Annotated in this window: 24 protein-coding genes and 1 pseudogene; 17 read left to right on the top strand and 8 right to left on the bottom strand. The window is 66.6% G+C overall.

Annotation, left to right across the window (positions count from 1 at the left end):
• The first annotated feature begins 12 nt into the window (after positions 1-12).
• The 8 genes and pseudogenes from ACAM55_RS05510 to ACAM55_RS05475 all read left to right on the top strand — a co-directional run bounded on the left by ACAM55_RS05510 (position 13) and on the right by ACAM55_RS05475 (position 7,241).
• The gene (locus ACAM55_RS05510; protein WP_369655037.1) at positions 13-927 is read left to right on the top strand and encodes a dihydrodipicolinate synthase family protein; all 915 of its coding nucleotides are present in this window, start codon (positions 13-15) and stop codon (positions 925-927) included.
• Between the two features lie 21 nt (positions 928-948).
• Positions 949-1,563 (top strand): TRAP transporter small permease, encoded by a 615-nt coding sequence (locus ACAM55_RS05505; RefSeq protein WP_369655036.1) that lies wholly within the window; start codon positions 949-951, stop codon positions 1,561-1,563.
• Position 1,564: 1 nt separating this feature from the next.
• Positions 1,565-2,829, top strand: a pseudogene (locus ACAM55_RS05500) (TRAP transporter large permease).
• Positions 2,830-2,872: 43 nt separating this feature from the next.
• Positions 2,873-3,871, top strand: a complete 999-nt coding sequence (locus ACAM55_RS05495; RefSeq protein WP_369655035.1) for a TRAP transporter substrate-binding protein — start codon at positions 2,873-2,875, stop codon at positions 3,869-3,871.
• A gap of 213 nt (positions 3,872-4,084) precedes the next feature.
• Positions 4,085-5,119 (top strand): ABC transporter substrate-binding protein, encoded by a 1,035-nt coding sequence (locus ACAM55_RS05490; RefSeq protein WP_369655034.1) that lies wholly within the window; start codon positions 4,085-4,087, stop codon positions 5,117-5,119.
• Positions 5,119-5,976, top strand: a complete 858-nt coding sequence (locus ACAM55_RS05485) for an ABC transporter ATP-binding protein (protein WP_369655033.1) — start codon at positions 5,119-5,121, stop codon at positions 5,974-5,976. The genes ACAM55_RS05490 and ACAM55_RS05485 overlap by 1 nt, the downstream gene beginning before the upstream one ends.
• A 7-nt stretch (positions 5,977-5,983) precedes the next feature.
• Positions 5,984-6,754 carry an ABC transporter permease gene (locus tag ACAM55_RS05480; RefSeq protein WP_369655032.1) on the top strand — a complete coding sequence of 257 codons (771 nt, stop codon included), beginning with the start codon at positions 5,984-5,986 and terminating at the stop codon, positions 6,752-6,754.
• A 10-nt stretch (positions 6,755-6,764) separates the two neighbouring features.
• On the top strand, positions 6,765-7,241 hold the full coding sequence (locus tag ACAM55_RS05475) for a nucleoside deaminase (protein WP_369655031.1): 477 nt from the start codon (positions 6,765-6,767) through the stop codon (positions 7,239-7,241).
• Here the strand turns inward: ACAM55_RS05475 and ACAM55_RS05470 are convergent.
• The 3 genes from ACAM55_RS05470 to ACAM55_RS05460 form a co-directional block, all read right to left on the bottom strand.
• Positions 7,238-7,462 carry an oxidoreductase-like domain-containing protein gene (locus ACAM55_RS05470; protein WP_369655030.1) on the bottom strand — a complete coding sequence of 75 codons (225 nt, stop codon included), beginning with the start codon at positions 7,460-7,462 and terminating at the stop codon, positions 7,238-7,240. The two genes, ACAM55_RS05475 and ACAM55_RS05470, sit on opposite strands and share 4 nt — an antisense overlap.
• A 47-nt stretch (positions 7,463-7,509) precedes the next feature.
• Positions 7,510-8,406 (bottom strand): lipid A hydroxylase LpxO, encoded by an 897-nt coding sequence (gene lpxO, locus ACAM55_RS05465; protein WP_369655029.1) that lies wholly within the window; start codon positions 8,404-8,406, stop codon positions 7,510-7,512.
• A 143-nt stretch (positions 8,407-8,549) separates the two neighbouring features.
• Positions 8,550-9,419 (bottom strand): NAD(P)-dependent oxidoreductase, encoded by an 870-nt coding sequence (locus tag ACAM55_RS05460; RefSeq protein WP_369655028.1) that lies wholly within the window; start codon positions 9,417-9,419, stop codon positions 8,550-8,552.
• 124 nt (positions 9,420-9,543) lie between these two features.
• On the opposite strand from ACAM55_RS05460, the gene ACAM55_RS05455 reads away from it, so the two are divergent.
• Positions 9,544-9,876, top strand: coding sequence for a winged helix-turn-helix transcriptional regulator (locus tag ACAM55_RS05455; protein WP_369655027.1), 333 nt, complete (start codon positions 9,544-9,546; stop codon positions 9,874-9,876).
• 13 nt (positions 9,877-9,889) lie between these two features.
• Here ACAM55_RS05455 and ACAM55_RS05450 read toward each other — a convergent pair whose 3' ends face one another.
• Together ACAM55_RS05450 and ACAM55_RS05445 are read right to left on the bottom strand one after the other, a co-directional pair.
• On the bottom strand, positions 9,890-10,288 hold the full coding sequence (locus tag ACAM55_RS05450) for an OsmC family protein (protein WP_369655026.1): 399 nt from the start codon (positions 10,286-10,288) through the stop codon (positions 9,890-9,892).
• A gap of 56 nt (positions 10,289-10,344) precedes the next feature.
• Entirely contained in the window at positions 10,345-10,812 is a 468-nt protein-coding gene (locus tag ACAM55_RS05445) for a winged helix-turn-helix transcriptional regulator (RefSeq protein ID WP_093015244.1), read from the bottom strand.
• 129 nt (positions 10,813-10,941) lie between these two features.
• Between ACAM55_RS05445 and ACAM55_RS05440 the strand changes: the two genes are divergently transcribed.
• Positions 10,942-12,243, top strand: coding sequence for a D-amino acid dehydrogenase (locus ACAM55_RS05440; RefSeq protein ID WP_369655025.1), 1,302 nt, complete (start codon positions 10,942-10,944; stop codon positions 12,241-12,243).
• A 12-nt stretch (positions 12,244-12,255) separates the two neighbouring features.
• On the opposite strand, the gene ACAM55_RS05435 is transcribed toward ACAM55_RS05440, so the two are convergent.
• Positions 12,256-13,338, bottom strand: a complete 1,083-nt coding sequence (locus ACAM55_RS05435; RefSeq protein ID WP_369655024.1) for a Rieske 2Fe-2S domain-containing protein — start codon at positions 13,336-13,338, stop codon at positions 12,256-12,258.
• 318 nt (positions 13,339-13,656) lie between these two features.
• Here ACAM55_RS05435 and ACAM55_RS05430 point away from each other — a divergent pair, with 318 nt between their 5' ends.
• The 3 genes from ACAM55_RS05430 to ACAM55_RS05420 are packed head-to-tail and all read left to right on the top strand — an operon-like array spanning position 13,657 to position 16,096.
• Positions 13,657-14,691 (top strand): ABC transporter substrate-binding protein, encoded by a 1,035-nt coding sequence (locus ACAM55_RS05430; protein ID WP_369655023.1) that lies wholly within the window; start codon positions 13,657-13,659, stop codon positions 14,689-14,691.
• Between the two features lie 7 nt (positions 14,692-14,698).
• Positions 14,699-15,223, top strand: a complete 525-nt coding sequence (locus ACAM55_RS05425) for a nucleoside deaminase (RefSeq protein WP_369655022.1) — start codon at positions 14,699-14,701, stop codon at positions 15,221-15,223.
• Between the two features lie 42 nt (positions 15,224-15,265).
• Positions 15,266-16,096, top strand: a complete 831-nt coding sequence (locus ACAM55_RS05420; RefSeq protein ID WP_369655021.1) for an urease accessory protein UreD — start codon at positions 15,266-15,268, stop codon at positions 16,094-16,096.
• Positions 16,097-16,109: 13 nt separating this feature from the next.
• Here the strand turns inward: ACAM55_RS05420 and ACAM55_RS05415 are convergent, their stop codons facing one another.
• Complete coding sequence (locus ACAM55_RS05415; RefSeq protein ID WP_369655020.1) at positions 16,110-16,982, bottom strand: LysR substrate-binding domain-containing protein; 873 nt, start codon at positions 16,980-16,982, stop codon at positions 16,110-16,112.
• A gap of 108 nt (positions 16,983-17,090) precedes the next feature.
• Here ACAM55_RS05415 and ACAM55_RS05410 point away from each other — a divergent pair, with 108 nt between their 5' ends.
• The 4 genes from ACAM55_RS05410 (at position 17,091) to metC (ending at position 21,693) form a co-directional block, all read left to right on the top strand.
• Positions 17,091-17,681: a mercaptosuccinate dioxygenase gene (locus ACAM55_RS05410; RefSeq protein WP_369655019.1), complete on the top strand. Its 591-nt coding sequence runs from the start codon at positions 17,091-17,093 to the stop codon at positions 17,679-17,681.
• A 107-nt stretch (positions 17,682-17,788) separates the two neighbouring features.
• Complete coding sequence (locus ACAM55_RS05405) at positions 17,789-19,369, top strand: rhodanese-like domain-containing protein (RefSeq protein WP_369655018.1); 1,581 nt, start codon at positions 17,789-17,791, stop codon at positions 19,367-19,369.
• Positions 19,370-19,433: 64 nt separating this feature from the next.
• Complete coding sequence (locus tag ACAM55_RS05400) at positions 19,434-20,444, top strand: Bug family tripartite tricarboxylate transporter substrate binding protein (RefSeq protein ID WP_369655017.1); 1,011 nt, start codon at positions 19,434-19,436, stop codon at positions 20,442-20,444.
• Between the two features lie 43 nt (positions 20,445-20,487).
• Positions 20,488-21,693 carry a cystathionine beta-lyase gene (gene metC / locus ACAM55_RS05395; RefSeq protein ID WP_369655016.1) on the top strand — a complete coding sequence of 402 codons (1,206 nt, stop codon included), beginning with the start codon at positions 20,488-20,490 and terminating at the stop codon, positions 21,691-21,693.
• Between the two features lie 17 nt (positions 21,694-21,710).
• On the opposite strand, the gene ACAM55_RS05390 is transcribed toward metC, so the two are convergent.
• Complete coding sequence (locus ACAM55_RS05390; protein ID WP_369655015.1) at positions 21,711-22,565, bottom strand: alpha/beta hydrolase; 855 nt, start codon at positions 22,563-22,565, stop codon at positions 21,711-21,713.
• Positions 22,566-22,589: the final 24 nt, after the last annotated feature.

Below are 22,589 nucleotides of genomic sequence, written 5' to 3'. Positions count from 1 at the left end.
CAGAAGCAACCCATGACCCATCCCCGCTGGCAAGGCATCTTCCCCGCCATCACCACCAAGTTCCACGCCGACGAAAGCATCGATGCCGAAGGCACCGCTCGCCACATCGACTTCCAGATCCGCAACGGCATCCACGGCCTCGTGACCTGCGGCTCGCTGGGCGAGGCCAGCACGCTTTCGCTCGAAGAGAAACTGCAGGTGGCCCAGATCGCGCTGGAAGCGGCCGACGGCCGCATCCCGGTGCTGGCCAATGTGTCGGAAACCAGCACCCGCGAAGCGCTGCGCTATGTGGACGGGGCCAACCGGCTGGGGGTGGCGGGCTTCATGGTGATGCCCTCGGTGATCTACGTGGCCGATGCGCGCGAGGCGATGCTGAATGTGCGCACCATCGCCAACGCCGCCCAGAAGCCGGTCATGGTCTACAACAACCCGGTGGCCTACCGGGTGGACCTGAAGCCCGAGCACATGCTGGAGCTAGCCGACTGCGAATGGATCGCGGCGATCAAGGAGAGCACGGGCGACATCCGCCGCATCACGGACCTGCGCAACACGGTGGGGACCCGCTACCAGCTGTTCCTGGGGGTGGACGACCTGGCCTACGAAGGGCTGGCGCTGGGCTGCGATGGCCTGCTGGCCGGGGTGGGCTGTGCGTTCCCGCGGGAAACCGTGGCGCTGTACGAACTGATGAAGGCCGGCAAGTTCGCCGAGGCGCTGGCGCTGTACCAGTGGATGACGCCGATGCTGCACCTGGATGTATCGAACAAGCTGGTGCAGAACCTGAAGCTGATCGACGTGCTGGTGGGCGTGGGCAGCGAGCACATGCGCCGCCCGCGGCTGCCGCTGGTGGGCGAGGAGCGCGCGGCCGTGGAGGCGATCGTGAAGAAGGCGCTGGCCACGCGGCCTGTGCAGTACCAGTCGGTTGCCTGAAGGCGCGATTCTCTTCTCACCATGGAAGAACACACCTTGGAACGCCGGGGCTTCTCCCGCCGGGTGCTCGACGCGTCGGACTTCGTCCTTGGCTGCGAGCGCCGCCTCCTCTCGGGCCTGATGGGCCTGCTCATCGTGCTGGTTCTGCTGAACGTGGTCACGCGCTACGGCGGCGTGCCGCTCTACTGGGTCGACGAGGCCTCGGTGTACTGCGTGGTGTGGCTCACCTTCATCGGCGCCTCCGCGATGACGCGGCTGCGGCTCGACTTTGCAGTGACGCTGCTCACCGACAAGCTGGGCGCAAAAGCCGCGCGCATCGCCAAGGCCGGCGCCTCCGGCGGCGTGCTGCTGCTGGGCCTTGCGCTGCTGGCGATGTGCTGGCTCTACATGGACCCCGTGGGCATCGTGCGCTGGGGCTTCGATGCCAAGGAATACGCCGCCGAGTCCTTCAACTTTCTCTATACCGAGCGCACGCAGACGCTGAACTGGCCGACCTGGGCCATCCAGCTCATCCTGCCGATCTTCTCGGCCACGCTCAGCCTGCATGCGCTGGCCAACCTCGTCGAAGACCTCGGCCTGCAGCCCCGGCGCACGCACACCGAGTTCCACGTGACCAACGCAGACGCGGTGAACTGACATGCTGACTTCCGCATTCTTTCTATTGATCATGCTGGTGGGCGTGCCGATCGGTGCCTGCCTGTGCCTTGCGGGCATCGTCTACATCCTCGACTCGGGCGACACCGTGCTGTTCCAGTCGTTCCCGGTGCAGATGTTCGGCGGGGTCGACAGCTACAGCCTCATCGCGATTCCGCTGTTCATCCTGATCGGCGAAATCATGAACGGCGGTGGCATCACGAGCGGCTGGTCGATCTCGCGCTGGCCTTCATCGGCTCGGTGAAGGGCGGCCTTGCGTACGTGAACATCCTGGCCAACATGCTGGTGTCGTCGATCATCGGATCGGCCACCGCGCAGGTGGCGATCATGAGCCAGATCATGGTGCCCGAGATGGAGAAGCAGGGCTACGACAAGACCTTTGCGGCCGGCATCACAGTGTACGGCGGCATGCTGGGGCCGATCATTCCGCCCTCGGTGATGTTCGTGGTGTACAGCGTGCTGGCGCAGGTGGCGGTGGGCGACATGCTCATTGCCGGCATCATTCCGGGCGTGATTCTCACGGTGCTGTTCTTCATCGTGATTGCGTGCATGGGGTTCATCTACGACTACCCGCGCACAGCCAAACGAACCATCCGGCAGCGGCTGCACACGATGCTCACGGCCTGCCCCACGCTGCTGATCCCGATCGTGATCGTCGGCTCGATCCTGGGTGGCATCGCCAATCCGACCGAGTCGGCGGCGGTGGGCGCAGTGGCCGCGGTGCTGGTGGGCCGCTACGTGACGAAGGAATTCCGCTTCGGGATGATTCCTCAGATCCTGCTGAAGTCGGCGATCTACTCGGCGGTGGTGCTGTTCCTGGTGGCTGCGGCCGCCGTGTTCTCGTGGCTCCTGATCTACGGCAAGGTGCCGCAGGGCACGGCCACGTGGATCCAGACCGTGGCAAAGGACCCGATCGCCTTCCTGCTGCTCGTGAACCTGATCCTGCTGGTGATCGGAACGGTGATCGACGGCATTCCGGGCCTGATCATGACGGTGCCCATCCTGCTGCCCATCGCCACCGAGATCTACGGCATCGATCCACGCCACTTCGGCGTGGTGGTGGTGATCAACCTCGTGCTCGGGCTGATGACGCCGCCCGTGGGCCTGAGCTTCTTCGTGGCTTCCGCCGTGACCGGCGCCAAGCCCGGAAAGATGTTCATCGTCACGCTGCCCTTCTTCCTGATCTGCTGCGCCGCGCTGGTGCTGCTGTCGCTGTTCCCGAGCCTGTCGCTCGCGCTCATCAAGTAAGTCCCGCCTCCCTTCCTTTCCCTTCACCCAACCGGAGCCTCGCATGTCCCTTTCCCGCCGCAAATTCGTCCAGGCCGCCGCCGGAACCGCCGCCGCGTCGTCCGCTCTCTTCACCACCGTGTCGCGAGCCGCGGCCGCCAAGGAATTCCGCCTCGGCATCATCACGCCGGCCGGCCACTCGTGGAACCGCGCCGCGGTGAGCTTCGGCGAGTCGCTCAAAAAGGCCACGGACGGCCGCCTGAGCGCCACCGTGTTCCATTCGGGCCAGCTGGGCAACGAGTCGGCCATGATGCAGCAGCTGCAGTCCGGCGCGCTGGACATGGGGTGGATCCAGGCCGCCGAACTCGGCTCGCGCGTGTCCAGCGTGGCAGCCATCAACGCGCCCTACCTCGTGCGCTCGACCACCAACGTGGCTTCGCTGGTCCGCACGCCCGCCGCGCTGAAGCTGCTCGACGTGCTGCCGCGTGAAACCGGCACCATCGGACTGGGCTGGGGCATCACCGGCATGCGCGTGGTGTTTTCCACCAAGCCCATCTCGGCGCCCACCGACCTCAAGGGCATGAAGCTGCGCATCAACCCGACGCCGGTGTACCGCGACTTCTACCAGCTGCTCGGTGCCGCGCCCACGCCCATTCCGACGCCGGGCGTTTTCGACGCCATGTCCAACGGCCAGGTCGATGGGCTCGAGGCGGATATCGAGTTCTCGTGGAATCAGCGCTTCGACCGCGTCGCCAAGACGATGCTGCCGATGAACGCGCTGTTCATGCCCTTCGCGCCGCTGGTGTCGGGCCGCATCTGGCAGACGCTCGACGCCAAGGACAAGGCGCTTATCACCGACCTGGTGAAGCAATCGCTGGACGCGCAGATCAGGGACATCGTGACCACCGAACTCGGACTGGTCGACAAGTTCAGGGCCAGCGGCATCACCATCAAGAGCGACGCCGGCTACAACCCCGCGCCGATCATTGCGGAGTTCGACAAGATCTGGCTGCCCAAGGCGCCGCAGATCGCCGAGCTGCGCAAGATCGGCGCGGCGCTCTGAGCCAAGGGTGTCCGGGGGCCGGCAACCATGCTTGCGCCCCATGCTGGTTCAAACCTCAGGCTCCTTGAGGCTGGAAACATGCGAGAACTCCCAAAGAGGGTGCGACATTGCCCCCGCTGCGCACCGCGACAGTTCCGCGGAAGGGTTCGCACCAATCGCGTGCGGGCACCGTTTTTGCTTGAATGCTGAAGCATTCACCTTCACGGATCTCGCATGAACAAGCGCCAACTGCTCCAGTCCTTCCTCGCCGCCTCGGCCCTCAGCTTCGGCCTTTCCTCGGCCCTTGCCCAGCCCGCGACGCCGATCAAGTTCCAGCTCGACTGGCGCTTCGAAGGACCGGCCGCGCTGTTCCTGCACCCTGCCGCCAAGGGCTACTTCAAGGCCGCCGGGCTCGACGTGACCATCGACGCGGGCAATGGCTCGGGCGGCACGGTCACGCGCGTGGCCTCGGGCGCCTACGACATGGGCTTTGCCGACCTGGCGGCGCTGATGGAATTCCACGCCAACAACCCCGACAGCCCGAACAAGCCCGTCGCGGTGATGATGGTCTACAACAATACGCCGGCCTCGGTCATGGCGCTCAAGAAGAGCGGCATCGCCAAGCCGGCCGACCTGGCCGGCAAGAAGCTCGGCGCGCCGGTGTTCGACGCAGGCCGCCGCGCGTTCCCGATCTTTGCCAAGGCCAACAACATCGGCGCCGTGAACTGGACCGCCATGGACCCGACGCTGCGCGAAACCATGCTGATCCGCGGCGACATCGATGCGATCACGGGCTTCACCTTCACCTCGCTCCTGAACCTGGAGGCGCGCGGCGCCAAGGCCGCCGACATCGTCGTGCTGCCCTACCCCGACCACGGCGTGAAGCTCTACGGCAACGTGATCATCGCGTCACCCAAGCTCATCAAGGAGAACCCCGAGGCGGTGAAGAAATTCCTCTCGGCCTTTGCCAAGGGCGCGAAGGAAGTCATCGCCAACCCGGCGGTCGCCATCGAATCGGTCAAGGCGCGCGACGGCATCATCGACAGCAAGCTCGAGACCCGCCGCCTGCAGCTGGCCATCGACACCGTGATCAACAGCGCCGACGCGCGCAGCGAAGGCTTCGGCGCGGTGAACGCAGGCCGCATGTCGCTGATGGCCTCGCAGGTGTCGGATGCGTTCAACACCAAGACGCGTGTGAGCCCCGACGCCGTGTGGACCGCCGCGCTGCTGCCGCCGGCGGCCGAACTCAACGGCGTGCTGCGCAAGTGATGGCGGACGCATCGGGCGCGGCTGCTGCTCCCTTCGTCGATTTCCAGGACGTCTGGCTCGCCTACAACGAAGAGCTGCTGCGCGCCAACCACTTCGCGGTCGAAGCCATCGACCTGCAGGTGAAGCGCGGCGAGTTCATTGCCATCGTCGGCCCCTCGGGCTGCGGCAAGTCGACCTTCATGAAGCTCACCACGGGTCTCAAGATGCCGTCGATGGGCAAGATCCGCATCGACGGCCAGCCCGTGACCGGGCCGCTCAAGATCTCTGGCATGGCCTTCCAGGCGCCTTCGCTGCTGCCGTGGCGCACCACGGTCGACAACGTGCTGCTGCCGCTCGAAATCGTCGAACCCTACCGCTCGAACTTCAAGGCCAGGCGCAAGGAATACGTCGAGCGCGCGCGCAAGCTGCTGCAGAAGGTGGGCCTCGCGGGCTACGAAGACAAGTTTCCGTGGCAGCTCTCGGGCGGCATGCAGCAGCGCGCAAGCATTTGCCGTGCGCTCATCCACGAGCCCAAGATGCTGCTGCTCGACGAGCCTTTCGGGGCGCTCGACGCCTTCACGCGCGAGGAGCTCTGGTGCATCCTGCGCGACCTCTGGACCGAGCAGCAGTTCAACGTCATCCTGGTGACGCACGACCTGCGCGAATCGGTGTTCCTGGCCGACACGGTGTACGTCATGAGCAAGAGCCCGGGCCGCTTTGTGGTCAAGCGCGAAATCGAGCTGCCGCGTCCGCGCGAGCTGGAGCTCACCTACACCAAGGAATTCACCGACATCGTGCTGGAGCTGCGCGGGCACATTGGCGCCATCCGCAATACGGGCATCAGCGCGGCGCAAACCGCTGCCGCAGCGTCTCACTGAGCGCGCCATGAAGAACACCAAGCAACTCGAACGCTGGTCGCCCTGGCTGCTGCTCATCGCAGTCATCCTGCTGTGGCAGGTAATCTGCGCGGGCTTCGGCGTGTCGGACTTCATCTTTCCGAGCCCGCTGCGCATCTGGACCCAGTTCTGGGAATTCAAGGAAATCATCGCGGGCCATGCGTGGCGCACCTTCTGGGTCACGATGGCGGGCTTCGGGCTGGCCATCGTGGTGGGCGTGCTGCTGGGCTTCGTGATCGGCAGTTCGCGCATCGCGTATGCGGCGATCTATCCGCTCATGACGGCCTTCAATGCGCTGCCCAAGGCGGCCTTCGTGCCCATCCTCGTGGTGTGGTTCGGCATCGGCGTCGGCCCGGCCATTCTCACGGCCTTCCTGATCAGCTTCTTCCCGATCATGGTCAACATCGCGACCGGCCTCGCCACGCTGGAGCCCGAGCTTGAAGACGTGCTGCGCGTGCTCGGCGCCAAGCGCTGGGACGTGCTCATGAAGATCGGCCTGCCGCGCTCCATGCCCTACTTCTTCGGCTCGCTGAAAGTGGCGATCACGCTGGCGTTCGTCGGCACCACGGTGAGCGAGATGACCGCGGCCAACGAAGGCATCGGCTACCTGCTCATCTCGGCCGGCTCGGCCATGCAGATGGGCCTGGCCTTCGCGGGCCTGATGGTGGTCGGCGCCATGGCCATGCTGATGTACGAACTCTTCAGCGTGATCGAGAAGCATACGACCGGCTGGGCGCATCGAGGCTCCCAGAACCAATGATGCGCGGCGAATGACACGCGACCAGATCATCCGCGCACTGCGCCGCGCCGACGAGGTCGCCCGGCGCGCCATGGCCATCGGCCGCCATCCCTTCGGCGCCGTGCTCGTTGCGCCCGACGGCGAAACCATCCTGGCCGAGCAGGGCAACATCGACACGGTGAACCACGCGGAAGCCACGCTGGCGCGCCACGCCGCGCAGAACTGGCCGGCCGACTACCTCTGGCAATGCACGCTGGTCACGACCTTCGAGCCTTGCGCGATGTGTGCGGGAACCAGCTACTGGGCCCACATCGGCCGCATCGTCTATGGCGCCGAGGAAAGCGCCCTGCTCGCGCTCACGGGCGACCACCCCGAGAACCCCACGCTGAGCCTGCCCTGCCGCGAGGTGTTCGCGCGCGGACAGAAGAAGATCGAGGTCATCGGCCCGGTGCCCGAGGTGGCGGAAGAGATGATCGCCACGCACCGCGGCTTCTGGGAATCTCGCTAAGCCAGCAGCAGAGACGCCTCGTCGCGCCAGTACGCGATGGCCGCGAGCCAGCCCTCCCACACGCAGCCGTTGCAGCCGCGCCCGCAGCAGGTGGTGGGCTCGGGCGGGGGCACGCGCAAGGCGAGCCGCTGCGCCGCGGCTTCGGACTGTACGGCCTCGATCAGCGCCTGGGCGCTGGCACGGTCGATCGGCAGGGGCAGGTGTTTGTCTGCGAGGGACATGGGCTGGCCGCGGTGGCCGGCGGGCACCGCGAAGCGCGGCTTGCGCCTTACCAGAAGATCCAGAGGGCGAGGCCGCCGAAGATCGACCACTTCACGAGGTAGTACACGCGCTTGTCCCAGGCCTTGAGCCGCTTGCCGACCACGCGGATCTGGTAGATGTACTTGAACGCGCGGTTGATACCGCCCGTCTTGTCGCCTGCCTCGTTGGGCGAGCTGGCGGCGGCGAGCAGGTTCTTGGCGAACCAGCGGTTCACGGCGCTGGCCCAGCGGTACTTCAGCGGGCGCTCGATGTCGCAGAACAGGATCACGCGGTCGTGATCGGTCGTGTTCTCGGCGTAGTGAATGTAGGTTTCGTCGAACACCACGGCCTCGCCGTCGCGCCAGTGGTAGCGCTGGCCGTCCACGTCGATGTAGCAGCCCTCTACGCCCGGCGTCCACAGGCCCAGGTGGTAGCGCAGCGAACCGGCGAAGGGATCGCGGTGGCGCACGAGGCGGCTGCCTGGCGGCAGCTCGGCGAACATAGCCGCCTTGATGGTACCGATGCCCTTGAGCAGCTCGGTGGTGCGCGGGCACAGCACGGCCGCCGAGGGATGCGCCTCGTCATACCACTTGAGGTAGAAGCGCTTCCAGCCGCTCTTGAAGAAGGAGTTGAAGCCCACGTCGTTGAACTGGCTCGAGGCCTTGATGCTGCCGCCGTTGCGCATGGCGAGCGCCTCTTCGCGGATGACCTGCCAGTTCTCCTCGAGCACGCGCATTTCGGGAAACTGCGCGGGCGACAGGTACGGCGTGCTCGGCACCTTCGAGAAGATGTACATGAAGGCGTTCAACGGCGCCAGGAAGGTCGAGTGATCAGACAGCTGCCTGAAGAAACGATGCCGGACCTGGCCGCGGAAATGAACGTAGAGCGCGCTGAGCGCGAAGATGGCAAGAATGACCCACTTCATTGTTGAAAGTGTCCTGTAGACGGCGCGGGGGTAGCCGGCTAGTGTAATTCGTCGCCCCAAATTGGACCTGACCACGCCTTTTGGCCGTGCCCCGGGGGAGGTTTCAGGTGCACCGCATGGGCGGGGGCGGGTCGCCCGCCGTGTCAGCGCAGCAGCTTGATCAGCGCCGCGATCTCCTCGCCGCCGAGCCCCGCCGCATCGGCGCGCTTGAAAAGGCCCGCGGCGAAAGCGGGGAATTCGGTGCTGATGCCCGCCTCCTTCGCCGTCTGCAGGATGCGTTGCGTCGCCTCGACCGAGATGCGCATCGGACTCTGCGAGACTGCGAAGTCGCCGGACTGGATCACGGCGCCCTCGTGCTGAAGGAAGGCAGCGAAGGTCGGCATGATCCCGGCCACGATGCGGCCGTACTCGGCCACGTCGAACCCCTCGTGCTCGGCGATGCGCGCGCCGTGCATGAACCCGAGCAGCGTGCCATAGATGGTGGAGAGCGTCGCCAGGTCCATGGCCGCCGCGGCGCTGGCCTTCTCGCCCAGGTACACGATGCCGCCGCCCAAAGCCTTCAGCAGCGGCTCGGCCTCGCGGAAAACGGCTTGCGCGCCCGACATGAGGATTGGGGTGTCGGGCTGCCCCATCTGGTCCGGCGCGGCCTGGATCGCGCCTTCGAGATGGCTGGCGCCATGCCGATGGGCCCAGGCCTCGGCCGCGAGCGCGTCGCGGGGGCTGCCGGTGGTCAGCTGGACCAGCAGGCGGCCATCCATCGCCGCGGCGACGCCGTCCGATGCAAGGATCGCATCGGCGGCGCGGTAGTCGTAGACGCACATCACCGCGACCTTCGCGGCGCGCACCGCTTCGGCTGCGCTGCGCGCCGGCACTGCGCCTTTCGCGGCCAGCGCATCGGCTTTCTCCGCCGTGCGGTTCCACACCGTGACCTTGTAGCCCTGGTCCAGATAAAGCCGTGCGATGGTGCTGCCCATCGAGCCCAGGCCCAGAACGGAAACCTCCTCGTTGCTCATGGTGATTCCAGTGCAGATACTGTAGGTTGTGATGACGCCTGCATCGTAGGAATACCACTTGCCAATGGTCAAGTACCTACCATAAAGTGAGGTACTTACCAAAACGTATGTATTGGAACGACGCATGAAGGCAAAGAAGCCCTACAACTGCGGCATCGGGCCCGCGTTCGAGGTCATCGGCGGCAAGTGGAAGGCTGTGATCCTCTGGGAGCTCCATGTGCAGGCGCGCCGCTTCGGCGAGCTGAAACGGCTCTTGCCCGACATCAGCGAGAAGATGCTGATCCAGCAGCTGCGCGAACTGGAGGCGGACGGCCTCGTGCACCGCGAGGTGTTCCACGAAGTGCCGCCGCGGGTGGAATACTCCGAGACCAGGCTCGGCGCATCGCTCAATGCAGCGCTCGGCCCCCTGGCCGATTGGGGCGAGCGCTACGCCAGGCGCGCGAGCGCTGCGGGCTGAGTGAGCGGACCGCTCAAGCCCAGCCGGTTTCGATCTCCGTCTTCACCTCGGTCATGAGCCGGTGCACCGGGCACTTGCCCGCGACGCGCAGCAGCTCGTCGCGCTGCGCCTCGGTGAGTTCGCCGGTCAGGCGCAGGCTCGACTTCAGGCGGTAGACGCCCTTGCGTTCCTCGCTGTCGTCGCGATCGACCACCACCTCGATGTCCTCCACCGGCATGCCCTTGCGGCGCGCGTAGAGCAGCACGGTGAGCGCCTTGCAGGCGGCCAGCGAGGCGTCGTACAGGTCGTGGGGCTCGGGCCCCGCATCGCTGCCGCCGCCGGCCGGCGAGGCGTCGATGGCAATTTCATGGTTGCGGATCTTGAGAATGTGACGCGTACCCGTGGTGCCGTCGCGCCGGACCGTGATGCTCATGCCGATGTCCTTGTGGGGTGTGAATGCAGCGCCATCGTAGCCCGCAGGAAACTCGCTCAGCGGTCCACCGCGAGCATCAGCGTTTCCTTGATCTCCTCCATCACCACGTAGCTGTGCGACTCGGCCGCCACCGGCAGCTTCTTGAGGATGTCGCCCAGCAGGTGCCGGTACTCGCTCATGCCCCGCAGGCGCGCCTTCACCAGGTAGTCGAAGCTGCCCGAAACCAGGTGGCATTCGAGCACCTCGGGCATGTGCAGCAGTTCCTTGCGCACCTTGTCGAACACGTCGCCCGACTTGGCCGACAGCTTGATTTCGACGAACACCAGCAGCGTCTTTCCCAGCGCCTCGGGCGATACATGCGCGTGGTAGCCGCTGATGACGCCCTCGCGCTCCATGCGCTTCACGCGCTCGGCACAAGGCGATGCCGACAGGCCGATGCGCTCGGCGAGTTCGGTCATGGAAATGCGGCCCTGGCGCTGCAGCAGGTCGAGGATCTTGCGGTCGATGCGGTCGAGTTCGGGCATTTCACTTCGCACGGGGCATGAAGGCGATTCTTCGCAGTGGATTTCACTGCAGAACCAATAAAAACAATGAAATCCACTGCATTGTGCACTTTAGATTCCATGCATTCACCTTCATTCGCGTAATTACCCATGAAAGTCATCGTTCTCGGCGGCGGCGTGATCGGCACCACGACGGCCTACTATCTCGCGCGCTCGGGCGCCGACGTGACGCTGCTCGACCGGCAGGCCGGCCCCGCTGAAGAAACCAGCTTCGGCAATGCCGGGCAGGTGTCGCCGGGCTATTCGACGCCATGGGCCGCGCCGGGCATTCCGCTCAAGGCCATCAAGTGGATGTTCCAGAAGCACGCGCCGCTGTCGATCCGCCCCGATGGCACGCTGTTCCAGCTGCGCTGGATGGCCGCGATGCTGCGCAACTGCTCGCCCGAGCGCTACGCGGTCAACAAGGAACGCATGATGCGCGTGGCCGAATACAGCCGCGGCTGCCTGCAGCAACTGCGCGCGGACACCGGCTTGCACTACGAGCACCGCACCGGCGGCACGCTGCAGCTGTTTCGCACCCAGGCGCAGCTCGACGCGGTGCAGCGCGACATCGCGGTGCTCGAGGAATGCGGCGTGCCCTACGAACTGCTCGACCGCGATGCGCTCGCGCGTGTCGAACCCGCGCTGGCCGGCGCTCGCGACCGGCTCACCGGCGGCCTGCGCCTGCCGAACGACGAGACCGGCGACTGCCACTTGTTCACCCGGGGCCTCGCAGACATCGCGCGCGGCATGGGCGTGGACTTCCGCTTCGGCCAGGCGGTCGAAGGCCTGGAGATGGCGGGCGACCGCATCACAGGTGTGCGCACCAGCGCCGGCAAGATCCTCACGGCCGACCGCTACGTGATGGCCTTCGGCAGCTATTCGCGCGCCGCCATCGCATCGCTGGGTCTCGACATCCCGGTGTACCCCGTCAAGGGCTACTCGCTCACCGTGCCCCTGGTCGATGAAGCGCTGGCGCCGCAATCGACCGTGCTCGACGAGACCTACAAGGTGGCCGTCACGCGATTCGACAACCGCATTCGCGTGGGCGGCATGGCCGAACTCGGCGGCTTCGACCTGCGGCTGAATCCGCACCGCCGCGCCACGCTCGAAAAAGTGGTGAGCGACCTGTTCCCCGGCGGCGACCTGCCGCGCGCCACCTTCTGGACCGGCCTGCGCCCGATGACGCCCGACAGCACGCCCATCGTCGGCGCCACGCGCTATGCGAACCTGTTCCTCAACACCGGCCACGGCACGCTCGGCTGGACCATGGCCTGCGGCTCGGGCAAGCTCATCTCCGACCTCGTGACCGGCCAGCGTCCGGAGATTCGCACCGACGGATTGGCGATGGACCGCTACGAGCAGGGCTCGCCGCGCGCAACGCGCCCGAACCCGGCAACCGCCCACGCCTGATGCAGCGGCCGCTCAGGCGGCCTTTGCAATCGGAATCGCCGCGCCGTTCATGCCGCGATAGACCTCCGCCTCGCCGTGCTTCGCCAGCAGCTGCATCAGGTGCTTGCGGATCAGCATGCCGGGCCGGTCCGATTCCATCGAATACTCGACGCCGCGCCGGCGCGTGTCCACCAGTGCATCGGGATCGGTGGATTCGAGAATGTCCTTGTCCTCGCGCGTCACCGCCTCGTCGAAGTCGATCAGCATCTGCGCGGTGCAGTCGGCCTCGGTGTCGTTGCGGAACAGCCATTGGCACAGCTGCATGCGGCCGTCGTCGATGGGCGTGAAGCAGTTGATGATGATGTGGCGCACGCCGCTCGGATATTCGATGTCGAGCCGGCGCGAGAACGGCAGGAAGTAGGCGTTGCGCATGTGGCGTGTGGTGATCGGTTCGGTCACGCCGCTGATGGCCTGGAACTTGACCGGGTTGACCGCCTCGATGACGGTCTCGGCGTAGAAGCCGCCCTCGTTCTCCACCAGTTCGTACTTGCTCGGCTTCGGGCTCGCGGCCACGCCGAAGGTGGCCCGGTGCACGAAGCTGAAATGCGAGTTGTCGAACGAGTTCTCGAGCGCGCGCATCGGGCTGGTCTGCCACTCTTCATAGAACTGGAAGATGGTGCGGTAGCCAGGGTCGTCGAATTCCGGAATGGCGGGAATGTCGGCAATGGGTTCTTCGAGCGCCACCCACGCGTAGCCGTAGCGCGCGGTGCAGCGGTAGGCGGTGGTCTTGTACTCCGGCGAGATCTTGCGGTCTACCTCGTACTGCGGAATGCGGATCACCTGCCCGCTGCGGTCGTAGGTCCAGCCGTGGTAGCCGCACTGGATGGCACCCTGGCCGCAGGCCTGGCCTTCGGTATCGACGCACCAGCCTTTCGAAAGCCTGGCGGTGCGATGGCAGCAGCGGTCGCGCAGCGCGGCGGGCTGGCCGGCGGCATCGAGAAACAGAACGATGTCTTCGCCCAGCAGCGTGAAAGGCCTGGGGCCGTTGGCCAGTTCGGTGAGCGGCATGACGGCATGCCAGAACTTGCGGAAGACGGGTTGTTGGGTGACGAGCATGCGTGGACTCCTTCTGTTGCGCGTGGGTACGAACGAACCTGAAAGAGCAATTTCCTGCCGCTGGGGCTGAACGCTTCTACTCTGCGCCACTTGCCATGCAAATTGCGCGCCCGCATTGTGGCGCGGGCCGGCTCATCTTCCAAGCCCTTCGCAAGTCCCTGATCGCAATGGCCTGGCATGGGTCGTGCATGAACTCGCGCAAGAGTAGAAGCGTTCAGCAGCGCACGCACCACTGTTGTGCGCTCGCCCGGAAATTGCTCTTGAAGTGCCTCTGCCTTGTGCGGGGGATTCAAGACTCCAATGATTCCGAGGCCCCACATGCAACGTCGACTTTTTCTTGCGGCCAGTGCCGCCACCCTGCTCCCTCTCGGCGCCCCTGCCGTGTTCGCCCAGAACGGCGGCAAGCTGACCCCGCTCAAGTTCACGCTCGACTTCCGCATCAACGGGCAGACCGCGCCGTTCTTTCTTGCGCACAGCAAGGGCTACTACAGGGACGAGGGGCTCGACGTGGCCATCGACACCGGCGCCGGCTCGGTCGCCTCGATCACGCGCATTGCGAGCGGCGTCTACCAGATGGGCCTGGGCGACATCAGCTCGCTGGTGGAGTTCAATGCGCAGAACCCCGGCACCCCGATGGTCCAGGCCGTGTACCAGTACTACAACCGCGCGCCCTTCGTGATCATCGGCCGCAAGGACCGCGGCGTGACGAACGATTTCAAGAGCCTGGCGGGCAAGAAGGTGGCGGCCGCGGCCGTCGAATCGACCCGCCGCGCGTGGCCGATGGTGGCGCGCAAGCAGGGCATGCGCAGCGATGCCTTCCAGTGGCAGACCACCGACTTCAGCGCGCGCGACAACGTGATGGTGCGCGGCGACGTGGATGCCGCCACTTACTTTCACGATTCCGCGATTTCGCTCTTCGCGCGCATGAAGCCCGAGGAGCTGTCGGTGCTCAAGTATGCGGACGCCGGCGTCAACCTGTATGGCAACGCCATTCTCGCGAGCAGCAACCTGATCGCGCAGAACCCCAGGCTGGTTGCGGCCTTTCTGCGCGCCACCAACCGCGCCATCGTCGAGACCTTTGCCAACCCCGCACCCAGCATTGCAGCCATGCGCCAGCGCGAACCCATCCTCGACGAAAAGATGGAGCTTGAACGCTGGGGCGTCACGGCGCAATATGTAGGTGCCGCCGACACGCGCAGCCACGGCCTGGGCGACATCAAGAAGCTCACGCTCGAGCAGCAGGTCGACGAGGTCGTCGACGTATTCGGCCTCAAGATCAAGCCCGCGTCCGACGCCATCTTCAATACTTCGATGCTTCCATCGCGCGGCGAACGAACCTTTCTCAAGACATAGCCAAGACATGAACGCCGGCAGCAGCCATACCGAACTCCCTGAAGAAACCACGCTCGACGAACGCGACGGGCGCTATCTGCGCAAGGCCATCGTCTGGTCGCACGCGGCGCGGCGCCGCGGCAACCGGCCTTTCGGATCGGTCATCGTCTCGGCCGCGGGCGAAGTACTGGCCGAAGCCGGCAACAGCAACGCCGAGACCGGCGATTGCACGGCGCATGCGGAGGTCAACGCCCTGCGCGCGCTCGCGGGGCGCGGCCTCACGCGCGAAGAGCTCGCCGGCGCCACCCTCTATGCATCGGGCGAGCCCTGCGTGATGTGCGCAGGCGCGATCTTCTGGTCGAACATCGGCCGCGTGGTGTTCGGCATCGATGCCGAGCGCCTGCGCGTGTTCCGCGGCGAGCGGCAGGACCAGCGCGATGTGGAGCTGTCGTGCCGCGACGTGTTCCGCGCCTCTGCGCATCCAATCGAATGCATCGGACCCGCATTGTTGGACGAAGCGAGCGCCGCCCACCACGGAGCGTGGGGTAGCTAGTTCCAAAGGAAAGAGAGCGCGCGGGGCGAATAGACTCGCTGGATGTCCTGGCACGCACGTCTCCATCTCGATTACCGGCACGAAACCGGGCGCAGCGTTGCGCGCTTTCGGCACGACGGGCCGCTGCGCATTCTGCAAAGCCTGTACCCCGAAGGAGACGCGATCTGCCACAACGTGCTGGTGCATCCGCCGGGCGGGCTGGTCGGGGGCGACACGCTGGACATCGACATCGAGGCGGCGGATGGGAGCCATGGGCTGATCACAACGCCGGGCGCGTCGCGCTTCTACCGCTCCGAAGGCGAACTGGCGCTGCAGCGCACGCGCATCCGGCTCGCCAGTGGCGCGCGGCTCGAGTGGCTGCCGCTGGAGGCCCTCTGCTACAGCGGATGCCGGGCCGAGAACCGGCTCACCATCGAGGCCGAACCGGGTGCCGAGATGATCGGCTGGGACGTGACGGCGCTCGGTTTGCCGAATGCCAACCAGCCGTTCGAGCGCGGCACCTATCTGCAGCACATCGAAGTGCCCGGCGTCTGGCTCGAGCGCGGCCGCATCGACGCGGCGGACCATCGCCTCTTGCAAAGCCCGCTGGGCTTCGGCGGGCACCGCTGCATTGCATCGCTGTTCTTCGTGGCGGGCACACCGTCCACGAAGGCGCGGCGCGAGGCGCTGCTTGCCCTCGCGCGCACCGCCATCGAGTCGCATGGCCTGCAGGAGAGCGCGGGCGCGACGAGCCCGCATGCGGAGATCGTCGTGCTGCGCGTGCTCGCGCCGGTGGTTGAGCCCGCGATGCAGCTGCTGCGGCAGGCGTGGCAGGCATGGCGCGCCGAGCTGTGGCAACTGCCCGCGAGTTCTCCGCGCATCTGGGCCACCTAGGCCCACCAAGGGTTCAGGCCGGCATGTCGGTGCGCGGCAGCCGCAGGTGCTTCTTCAAGGTTTCGAACACCTGCCGCGTGACCGGGTTCACCACGTGGCTGCGCACGTACAGGTAGTACGCCAGGTCGGGCAGGCGCGGCATGCCGTCGCCCGCGCCGAGCACGCGCAGGCCCGCATCCAGTTGCTCAACCCCGCGCGCCGTCACACCCAGGCCGGCACGCAACGCGGCCTTGATGCCGATCAGGCTCGACGAGGTGTAGCGCGGCGTCCAGGCCACGCCCGCGCCATCGAGCGCCTCATGGCCGATGCGGCGAAAGATGCTGGGGCCGTCGGCCATGATCAGCGGCACCGGCTTGGCCGGGTCGTGCACATAGCTGGCCGCGCAGAGCCACACGGTCGGCGAATTGCGCAGCACCACGCCATCGAACTGCGGATCGGCACGGTTCGAGATGATCATGTCGACCTCGCCGCTCTTGAGCGAGGTCATGAGGTAGGGGCTGCGGCCGATGTGGATGTCCAGCTGCAGCAGCGGCGACGTGCGCGCTATCTCGGACAGCAGCAGCGGCAGCATGGTCTCGGCCACGTCGTGCGGCGCGCCGATGCGCAAGTTGCCTTCGAGCTCGCCCTGCCGGAGGCTGCGCAGCGCCTCGTCGTTGAGGGCGAGCAGATGGTGGGCGTAGGTCAGGAGCCGCTCGCCATGTTCGGTGAGCCGCTTCTGCCGGCCCTGCTTGGCGAACAGCGGATGGCCCGCCTGCTCTTCGAGCCGCTGCATCTGCTGCGTGATGGCCGACTGCGTGCGCCCCATGTGCACGGCCGCCGCCGCAAAGCTGTGGTGGCTGACAACCGCCACGAAGGAGCGCAGCAGTTCAAGATCGAGCGTGGGCATACATTAATTTTATTGATGTATTTCGTGCGCCGGCTGGATTGTCGGGTCACGCCCGCGTCACTACAGTGAGCGCACACCCAGACAAGCATCCCCATTGGAGAAACCCGCATGAGCCCCCTGTCCGACCAGCGCCGCGAGGCGGTCGCCGCGTCCATCGCCCAGATGAAGAAAGCCATTGGCGGCGCTGAGCCCACCCGCGAAAAGCTCGATGCGGTGCTCGGCTCGCTGCAGGGGCTCGCCGCGCACACCGACTACTGGGGTGCCGCCGACTTTCCGCCGCCCGAAGCCGGCGAGCACCAGGCCCGCTACCTGATTGCCGAAGACCCGGACCAGAGCTACGCGCTCTACCTCAACGTGATGCGCCCGGGCAAGAAGATCGTGCCCCACAACCACACCACCTGGGCCTGCATTGCCGCGGTGGAAGGCACAGAGCACAACCGCGTGTACGAGCGGCGCGACGACGGCTCGGTGCCGGGCGTCGGCAAGCTCGAGGAAACCGCGCTGGTCGTGGTCGCGCCGGGCACTGGCATCGCGCTCATGCCCGAAGACATCCACTCGGTCGAGATCCAGGGCGAGCAGGTCATCCGCCACCTGCACATGTACGGCCGCGCGCTCGAAACGTTGAACCAGCGCACCGCGTACGACCTTGCGGCCGGCACGTACCAGACGATGGGCATCGGCGTGCAGACGCGGCGCTAGGCGCCACCTCCCTTTCTTTTTGACTCTTTCGATGCGGGCCGCCTGTGCGGCTTCGCACGGAGCCGCTCGCCCTGCCGCATCCGCCTCATCGATTTCCCTCCTTGCCCATGACGACTTCTCACATCGATCCGAAGACCCTCAGATCCTGGTTGCACGATGGCAGCGAGATCGCACTGCTCGACGTGCGCGAGCACGGCCAGTACGGCGAGGCGCATCTGTTCTATGGCATTCCCCTGCCCTTCAGCCGGCTCGAACTCGATGCGCCGCGACTCGTGCCGCGCCGCGGCGTGCGGGTAGTTGCGTATGACGATGGCGATTCCGACGTGGCCGAACGCGCCGCCCGGCGGCTCGCGGTGCTGGGCTACACCGACGTGCATGTGCTGCAAGGCGGCACCCGCGCCTGGAAGGCCGCGGGGCATGCGCTCTTTGCGGGCGTCAACCTGCCCTCGAAGACCTTCGGCGAGCTGGCCGAAGAGGCCTATCACACACCCCGCGTCAGTGCCGACCAATTGGCCGGCATGCTGGCGCGCAACGAAAAGGTGGTGGTGCTCGACGGCCGGCCCGTGAGCGAGTTCCACAAGATGAACATCCCCACGGCCACCTGCTGTCCGAATGGCGAACTCGCCTACCGCGTGCGCCAGCTGGTGCCCGACACCACCACGCCCATCGTCATCAATTGCGCGGGCCGCACGCGCAGCATCATCGGCGCGCAGACGCTCATCAACCTCGGCCTGCCCAACCCCGTCTATGCACTGGAGAACGGCACGCAGGGCTGGTACCTGAACGACCACACGCTGGAGCACGGCGGCACGCGGCACTACCCGGCGGACAGCGGCAACACCGATCTCCGCCCCGCCGCCAAGACGTTGGCCGAACGCTTCGACGTGCCCACGGCCACCGCGCAGACCGTGCAGCAATGGGCCGGCGACGCGAGCCGCACCCTGTTTCTCTGCGACGTGCGCACGCCCGAAGAATTCGCGGCCGGCAGCCTGCCCGGCGCACAGCACACGCCCGGCGGGCAATTGATGCAGGCCGGCGACCAGTACGTCGGCGTGCGCGGCGCGCGGCTCGTGCTGTTCGACAACGACGGCGTGCGCGCGCCGACGATTGCGAGCTGGCTGCGGCAGATGGGACACGATGCGAGCGTGCTCGAAGGCGGCCTCGCGAGCGGGCTTGCTCTTGCGCCTGCGGCCATCCCCAAGGCTCCCGCGCTGCAGACCATCGATGCACAGGCACTGTCCACTCGCCTGGATCGAGGCGACGTGGCGCTGATCGACTTGCGCCCGAGCATGCAGTTCCGCGCCGGCCACATTCCGCAGGCACGCTGGTCCATTCGCCCGCGCCTCGCCGATGACGTGAAAAGCGAAACGCGGCAACTGGTGCTGCTGGCCGACGACGCCGCTCTCGCGGCCTGGGCCGCGGCCTCCGAGCTCGCCGGCCGTTCGCCCGCCCCGCTGCTGCTCGAAGGCGGCATGGCCGCGTGGCGCGGCGCCGGACTGCCGGTGGAACCCACGCCCGGGTTGCCCGCCGATGCGGAGTGCATCGACTACCTGTTCTTCGTGCACGACCGCCATGACGGCAACAAGGAAGCGGCTCGCCGCTACCTCGCCTGGGAAACCGGGTTGGTCGCACAGCTGGACGCAGAGGAGCGCGCGGCCTTCAGGCTGCCCGCCGCGCCTCACGCCTGAGCCGGTTTCGCATCTTTCCTTTCATTCGTTCGCCGTTGTCCGTTCCTATTCCGGGAGTCCTGCCATGTCGTCTGCCGATCGCCTTTCGAGCCTTGCCCGTCTTACCGTCGTCGCCGCATGGCTGGCGGCCATGGCCCTGCAGCCTGCCGCGGCGCAGCCGCTGCCCGCGCGCAACGGCTTTCCTTCGCAAACGGTGAAATTCGTCTCGCCGTTTCCACCGGGCGGCGGCAACGACGCCACGGCCCGGCTGGTGACCACGCGCCTGCCGGAAATCATGGGCCAGGCCGCGGTGGTGGACAACCGCGGCGGCGCGGGCGGCAACATCGGCGCCAAGTCGGTGGCCGAGGCCAAGCCCGACGGCTACACGGTGCTCACCTCGCAGGTGTCGATCATGGCGGTGAACCCGTCGCTCTACTCGGCGCCGGGCTTCGATCCGCTGAAGAACTTCATGCCCATCACGCAGGTCAACGCGGCCCCGCTCGCCCTGGTGGTGGAAGCCAATTCGCCCTACAAGACCTTTGCCGATCTCGCCACGCGCGCCAAGGCGAGCCCCGGCAAGGTCACCTATGCCTCGCCGGGCAACGGCACGCTCTCGCACCTGGTCGGCGTGGTGCTGCAAAAGGACAGCGGCGTGGACATGACCCACGTGCCCTACAAGGGCGCCGGCCCCGCGCTCACCGATCTGCTCGGCGGGCAGGTCGACGTGCTCGTGACCTCCACCGCCTCGGTCGCCGGCATGGTGCAAAGCGGCAAGCTGCGCGTGCTGGCCGTCACCAGCCCGCGCCGCATCGGCGTGTTCGCCAAGGCGCCCACGCTCGAGGAGCTGGGCTACGCGAATGCCCGCTTCGAAGACTGGTACGGTTTCTTCGCGCCGGCCGGCACGCCGCCCGAGCGCGTGGCCTATTTGAACGAAGCCATCGTGCGCACGCTGCGCCTGCCCGAAGTGACCAAGCTCGTGACCGACGGCGGCAGCGAAGTGGTGGCCAACACGCCCGAAGCCTTTGCCGCGCAGTTGCGCCAGGACATCGATCGCTGGTCGCGCGTCGTCAAGCTTTCCGGCGCCAAGGCCGATTGACGCACCATAGAGGCCTTGCGAATAACGCCCTTCGTTCACCAACATGACTGCTTCTTCGCACACCGATCCCGCCGCGCAGGCGCTGCAAACGCGACTTGCCCACACCGGCAAGTCGCCGCGCCATGCCGGCGGCAAGCCCGTCAACCCGCCGCTGGTGCGCGCAAGCACCGTGGTGTTCGACAGCGTGGCCGCCATGCGCGATGCCCGCGCACGGCGCGGCGACGAGCGCGTCTTCAGCTATGGTGCACGCGGCACGCCCACCACCTTCGCGCTCGAAGATGCGGTGAACGAACTCGAAGGCGGCTTTCGCACGCGCCTCTTTCCCACTGGCCTCGCGGCCATCGGCATGGTGCTGCTGTCGTACCTGAAGCCCGGCGACCACGTGCTGATGTCGGACAGCGTGTACGAGCCGGCGCGCAACCTCGTGCATTCCTTTCTCGATCCCTACGGCATCCGCTGCACCTTCTTTGCGGCGGACGGCAGCGGCGTGGAAGAACGGTTCGAGCCGAACACGCGGCTCGTGTATGCCGAGTGCCCGGGCTCGCTGGTGTACGAGATGTGCGACCTGCCCCGCCTGGCCGAGCTGGCCCATGCGCGCGGCGCGCTCCTGGCCGCGGACAACACCTGGGGTTCGGGCGTCCAATACCGGCCGCTTGCGCTGGGTGCCGACATCTCGCTGATGGCCGCGACCAAATACCTCTCGGGCCATTCCGACGTGATGATGGGCACGGTCGCCACCACGCGCGAAGCCTGGCAGCCGCTCAACGAGCGCTGCGATGCCTTCGGCATGACGGTGAGCCCCGACGACGCATGGCTGGTGCTGCGCGGCATCCGCACCTTGTCGGCCCGGCTGCAGATGCACGAGCGGCATGCGCTCGAAGTGGCGCGCTGGCTCGAGGCACGGGACGAAGTGGCGGCCGTGTTCTGCCCCGCACTTCCGCAGCACCCGGGCCACGAACTCTGGAAGCGCGATTGCCGCGGCACCAACGGGCTGCTCTCGTTCGAGCTGAAGCCCGGCATCCAAGACGCCGCGGTCGAGCGGATGGTCGATGCCCTCTCGCTGTTCGGCCGGGGTTCATCGTGGGGCGGCTATGAAAGCCTCGTGGCCTGGGCCAACATGCGCACGGCCCGCAGCGTGACCGACTGGAGCGCGCGCGGCGCCGTGGTGCGGCTGCATGTGGGGCTCGAAGCGCCTTCGGACCTGCTGGCCGATCTGGCGCGCGGGTTTACCGCCTTGAGCGCAGGCTGAGCGGTTTTTTTGCCGGCTCAGGCGGCCACCGGCTCGACCGGTTCTGGCTCGGGTTCAGGAAGAATCGCCGTCAGCGCAAAGTCGACCAGGTGAAGCCAGGTCGATTCGAGTCCCATGATGCTGTGGTGGTTGGAGCCGGGAACGGTCTGCACGCTGATGGGCGTCGGCCAGGCCGCGATGAGCTTTTGCGAGCGCTCGGGCAGCACCACGGTATCGTGCTCGGCCAGCAGCACCTGGGTTTTGGCGGCCACCTCCTTGCAGTGCATGAGCGAATCGAACCGGTGGCGCAGCAGCAGCGACAGCGGAACCAGTGGAAAGCGCCGCTTTGCAACCTCCAGCATCGAGTCGTAGGGCGTGACCAGTTGCAGGCTGGAGAAATGCTGCTGCGCCACCAGCTGGATGGCCACGCCCGTTCCCAGGCTGCGCCCGACCACGTGCAGGCGCGCCTTGGGAAACGCCTTGCGCAAGTGGCTCGCAAACTGGATCGCGTCCGCCACCGACGCGATCTCGGAAGGATGGCCCTGCGAATCAGCCACGCCCCGATAGTTCACGGCCGCAAACCCGAAGCCGTCGGGCAGCCAGTGCAGCGCCTGCGCAGTGGCGCGCACGTCCTCGCCGCGGCCCGCAAAATAGATGAACAGGTCTTGCAGCGAGTCTTCGCCCTGAGGGTGATAGACGTAGCCGCGGACCATGCCGCCGGGCACCGTGTGCGAGTAGGTGGAGAAGTGGTCGGACAGATGAACGACCGGATGCTTTCCGACGTTGAACAGGATGTGCCCCTGGCGTGCAGCCAGGATGGTCCAGTACGCCGCGATGCTTCCGATGGCGGCGGCCGAAACCGAGAGTGCAATGCGAGAGACTTTGCGGGACAAGGTGAGCTCCGGAAAAAAGTGCGA

This window comes from Variovorax sp. V213 (assembly GCF_041154455.1).
Classification (GTDB): domain Bacteria; phylum Pseudomonadota; class Gammaproteobacteria; order Burkholderiales; family Burkholderiaceae_C; genus Variovorax.
This window is presented reverse-complemented; position numbering and strand designations above follow the sequence as displayed.

Excerpts from the sequence above, each read along its gene's own strand:
- ACAM55_RS05510 (WP_369655037.1), top strand. The coding sequence starts at position 13 with ATGACCCATCCCCGCTGGCAAGGCATCTTCCCCGCCATCACCACCAAG.
- ACAM55_RS05505 (WP_369655036.1), top strand. The coding sequence starts at position 949 with ATGGAAGAACACACCTTGGAACGCCGGGGCTTCTCCCGCCGGGTGCTC.
- ACAM55_RS05495 (WP_369655035.1), top strand. The coding sequence starts at position 2,873 with ATGTCCCTTTCCCGCCGCAAATTCGTCCAGGCCGCCGCCGGAACCGCC.
- ACAM55_RS05490 (WP_369655034.1), top strand. The coding sequence starts at position 4,085 with ATGAACAAGCGCCAACTGCTCCAGTCCTTCCTCGCCGCCTCGGCCCTC.
- ACAM55_RS05485 (WP_369655033.1), top strand. The coding sequence starts at position 5,119 with ATGGCGGACGCATCGGGCGCGGCTGCTGCTCCCTTCGTCGATTTCCAG.
- ACAM55_RS05480 (WP_369655032.1), top strand. The coding sequence starts at position 5,984 with ATGAAGAACACCAAGCAACTCGAACGCTGGTCGCCCTGGCTGCTGCTC.
- ACAM55_RS05475 (WP_369655031.1), top strand. The coding sequence starts at position 6,765 with ATGACACGCGACCAGATCATCCGCGCACTGCGCCGCGCCGACGAGGTC.
- ACAM55_RS05470 (WP_369655030.1), bottom strand. The coding sequence starts at position 7,462 with ATGTCCCTCGCAGACAAACACCTGCCCCTGCCGATCGACCGTGCCAGC.
- lpxO (WP_369655029.1), bottom strand. The coding sequence starts at position 8,406 with ATGAAGTGGGTCATTCTTGCCATCTTCGCGCTCAGCGCGCTCTACGTT.
- ACAM55_RS05460 (WP_369655028.1), bottom strand. The coding sequence starts at position 9,419 with ATGAGCAACGAGGAGGTTTCCGTTCTGGGCCTGGGCTCGATGGGCAGC.
- ACAM55_RS05455 (WP_369655027.1), top strand. The coding sequence starts at position 9,544 with ATGAAGGCAAAGAAGCCCTACAACTGCGGCATCGGGCCCGCGTTCGAG.
- ACAM55_RS05450 (WP_369655026.1), bottom strand. The coding sequence starts at position 10,288 with ATGAGCATCACGGTCCGGCGCGACGGCACCACGGGTACGCGTCACATT.
- ACAM55_RS05445 (WP_093015244.1), bottom strand. The coding sequence starts at position 10,812 with ATGCCCGAACTCGACCGCATCGACCGCAAGATCCTCGACCTGCTGCAG.
- ACAM55_RS05440 (WP_369655025.1), top strand. The coding sequence starts at position 10,942 with ATGAAAGTCATCGTTCTCGGCGGCGGCGTGATCGGCACCACGACGGCC.
- ACAM55_RS05435 (WP_369655024.1), bottom strand. The coding sequence starts at position 13,338 with ATGCTCGTCACCCAACAACCCGTCTTCCGCAAGTTCTGGCATGCCGTC.
- ACAM55_RS05430 (WP_369655023.1), top strand. The coding sequence starts at position 13,657 with ATGCAACGTCGACTTTTTCTTGCGGCCAGTGCCGCCACCCTGCTCCCT.
- ACAM55_RS05425 (WP_369655022.1), top strand. The coding sequence starts at position 14,699 with ATGAACGCCGGCAGCAGCCATACCGAACTCCCTGAAGAAACCACGCTC.
- ACAM55_RS05420 (WP_369655021.1), top strand. The coding sequence starts at position 15,266 with ATGTCCTGGCACGCACGTCTCCATCTCGATTACCGGCACGAAACCGGG.
- ACAM55_RS05415 (WP_369655020.1), bottom strand. The coding sequence starts at position 16,982 with ATGCCCACGCTCGATCTTGAACTGCTGCGCTCCTTCGTGGCGGTTGTC.
- ACAM55_RS05410 (WP_369655019.1), top strand. The coding sequence starts at position 17,091 with ATGAGCCCCCTGTCCGACCAGCGCCGCGAGGCGGTCGCCGCGTCCATC.
- ACAM55_RS05405 (WP_369655018.1), top strand. The coding sequence starts at position 17,789 with ATGACGACTTCTCACATCGATCCGAAGACCCTCAGATCCTGGTTGCAC.
- ACAM55_RS05400 (WP_369655017.1), top strand. The coding sequence starts at position 19,434 with ATGTCGTCTGCCGATCGCCTTTCGAGCCTTGCCCGTCTTACCGTCGTC.
- metC (WP_369655016.1), top strand. The coding sequence starts at position 20,488 with ATGACTGCTTCTTCGCACACCGATCCCGCCGCGCAGGCGCTGCAAACG.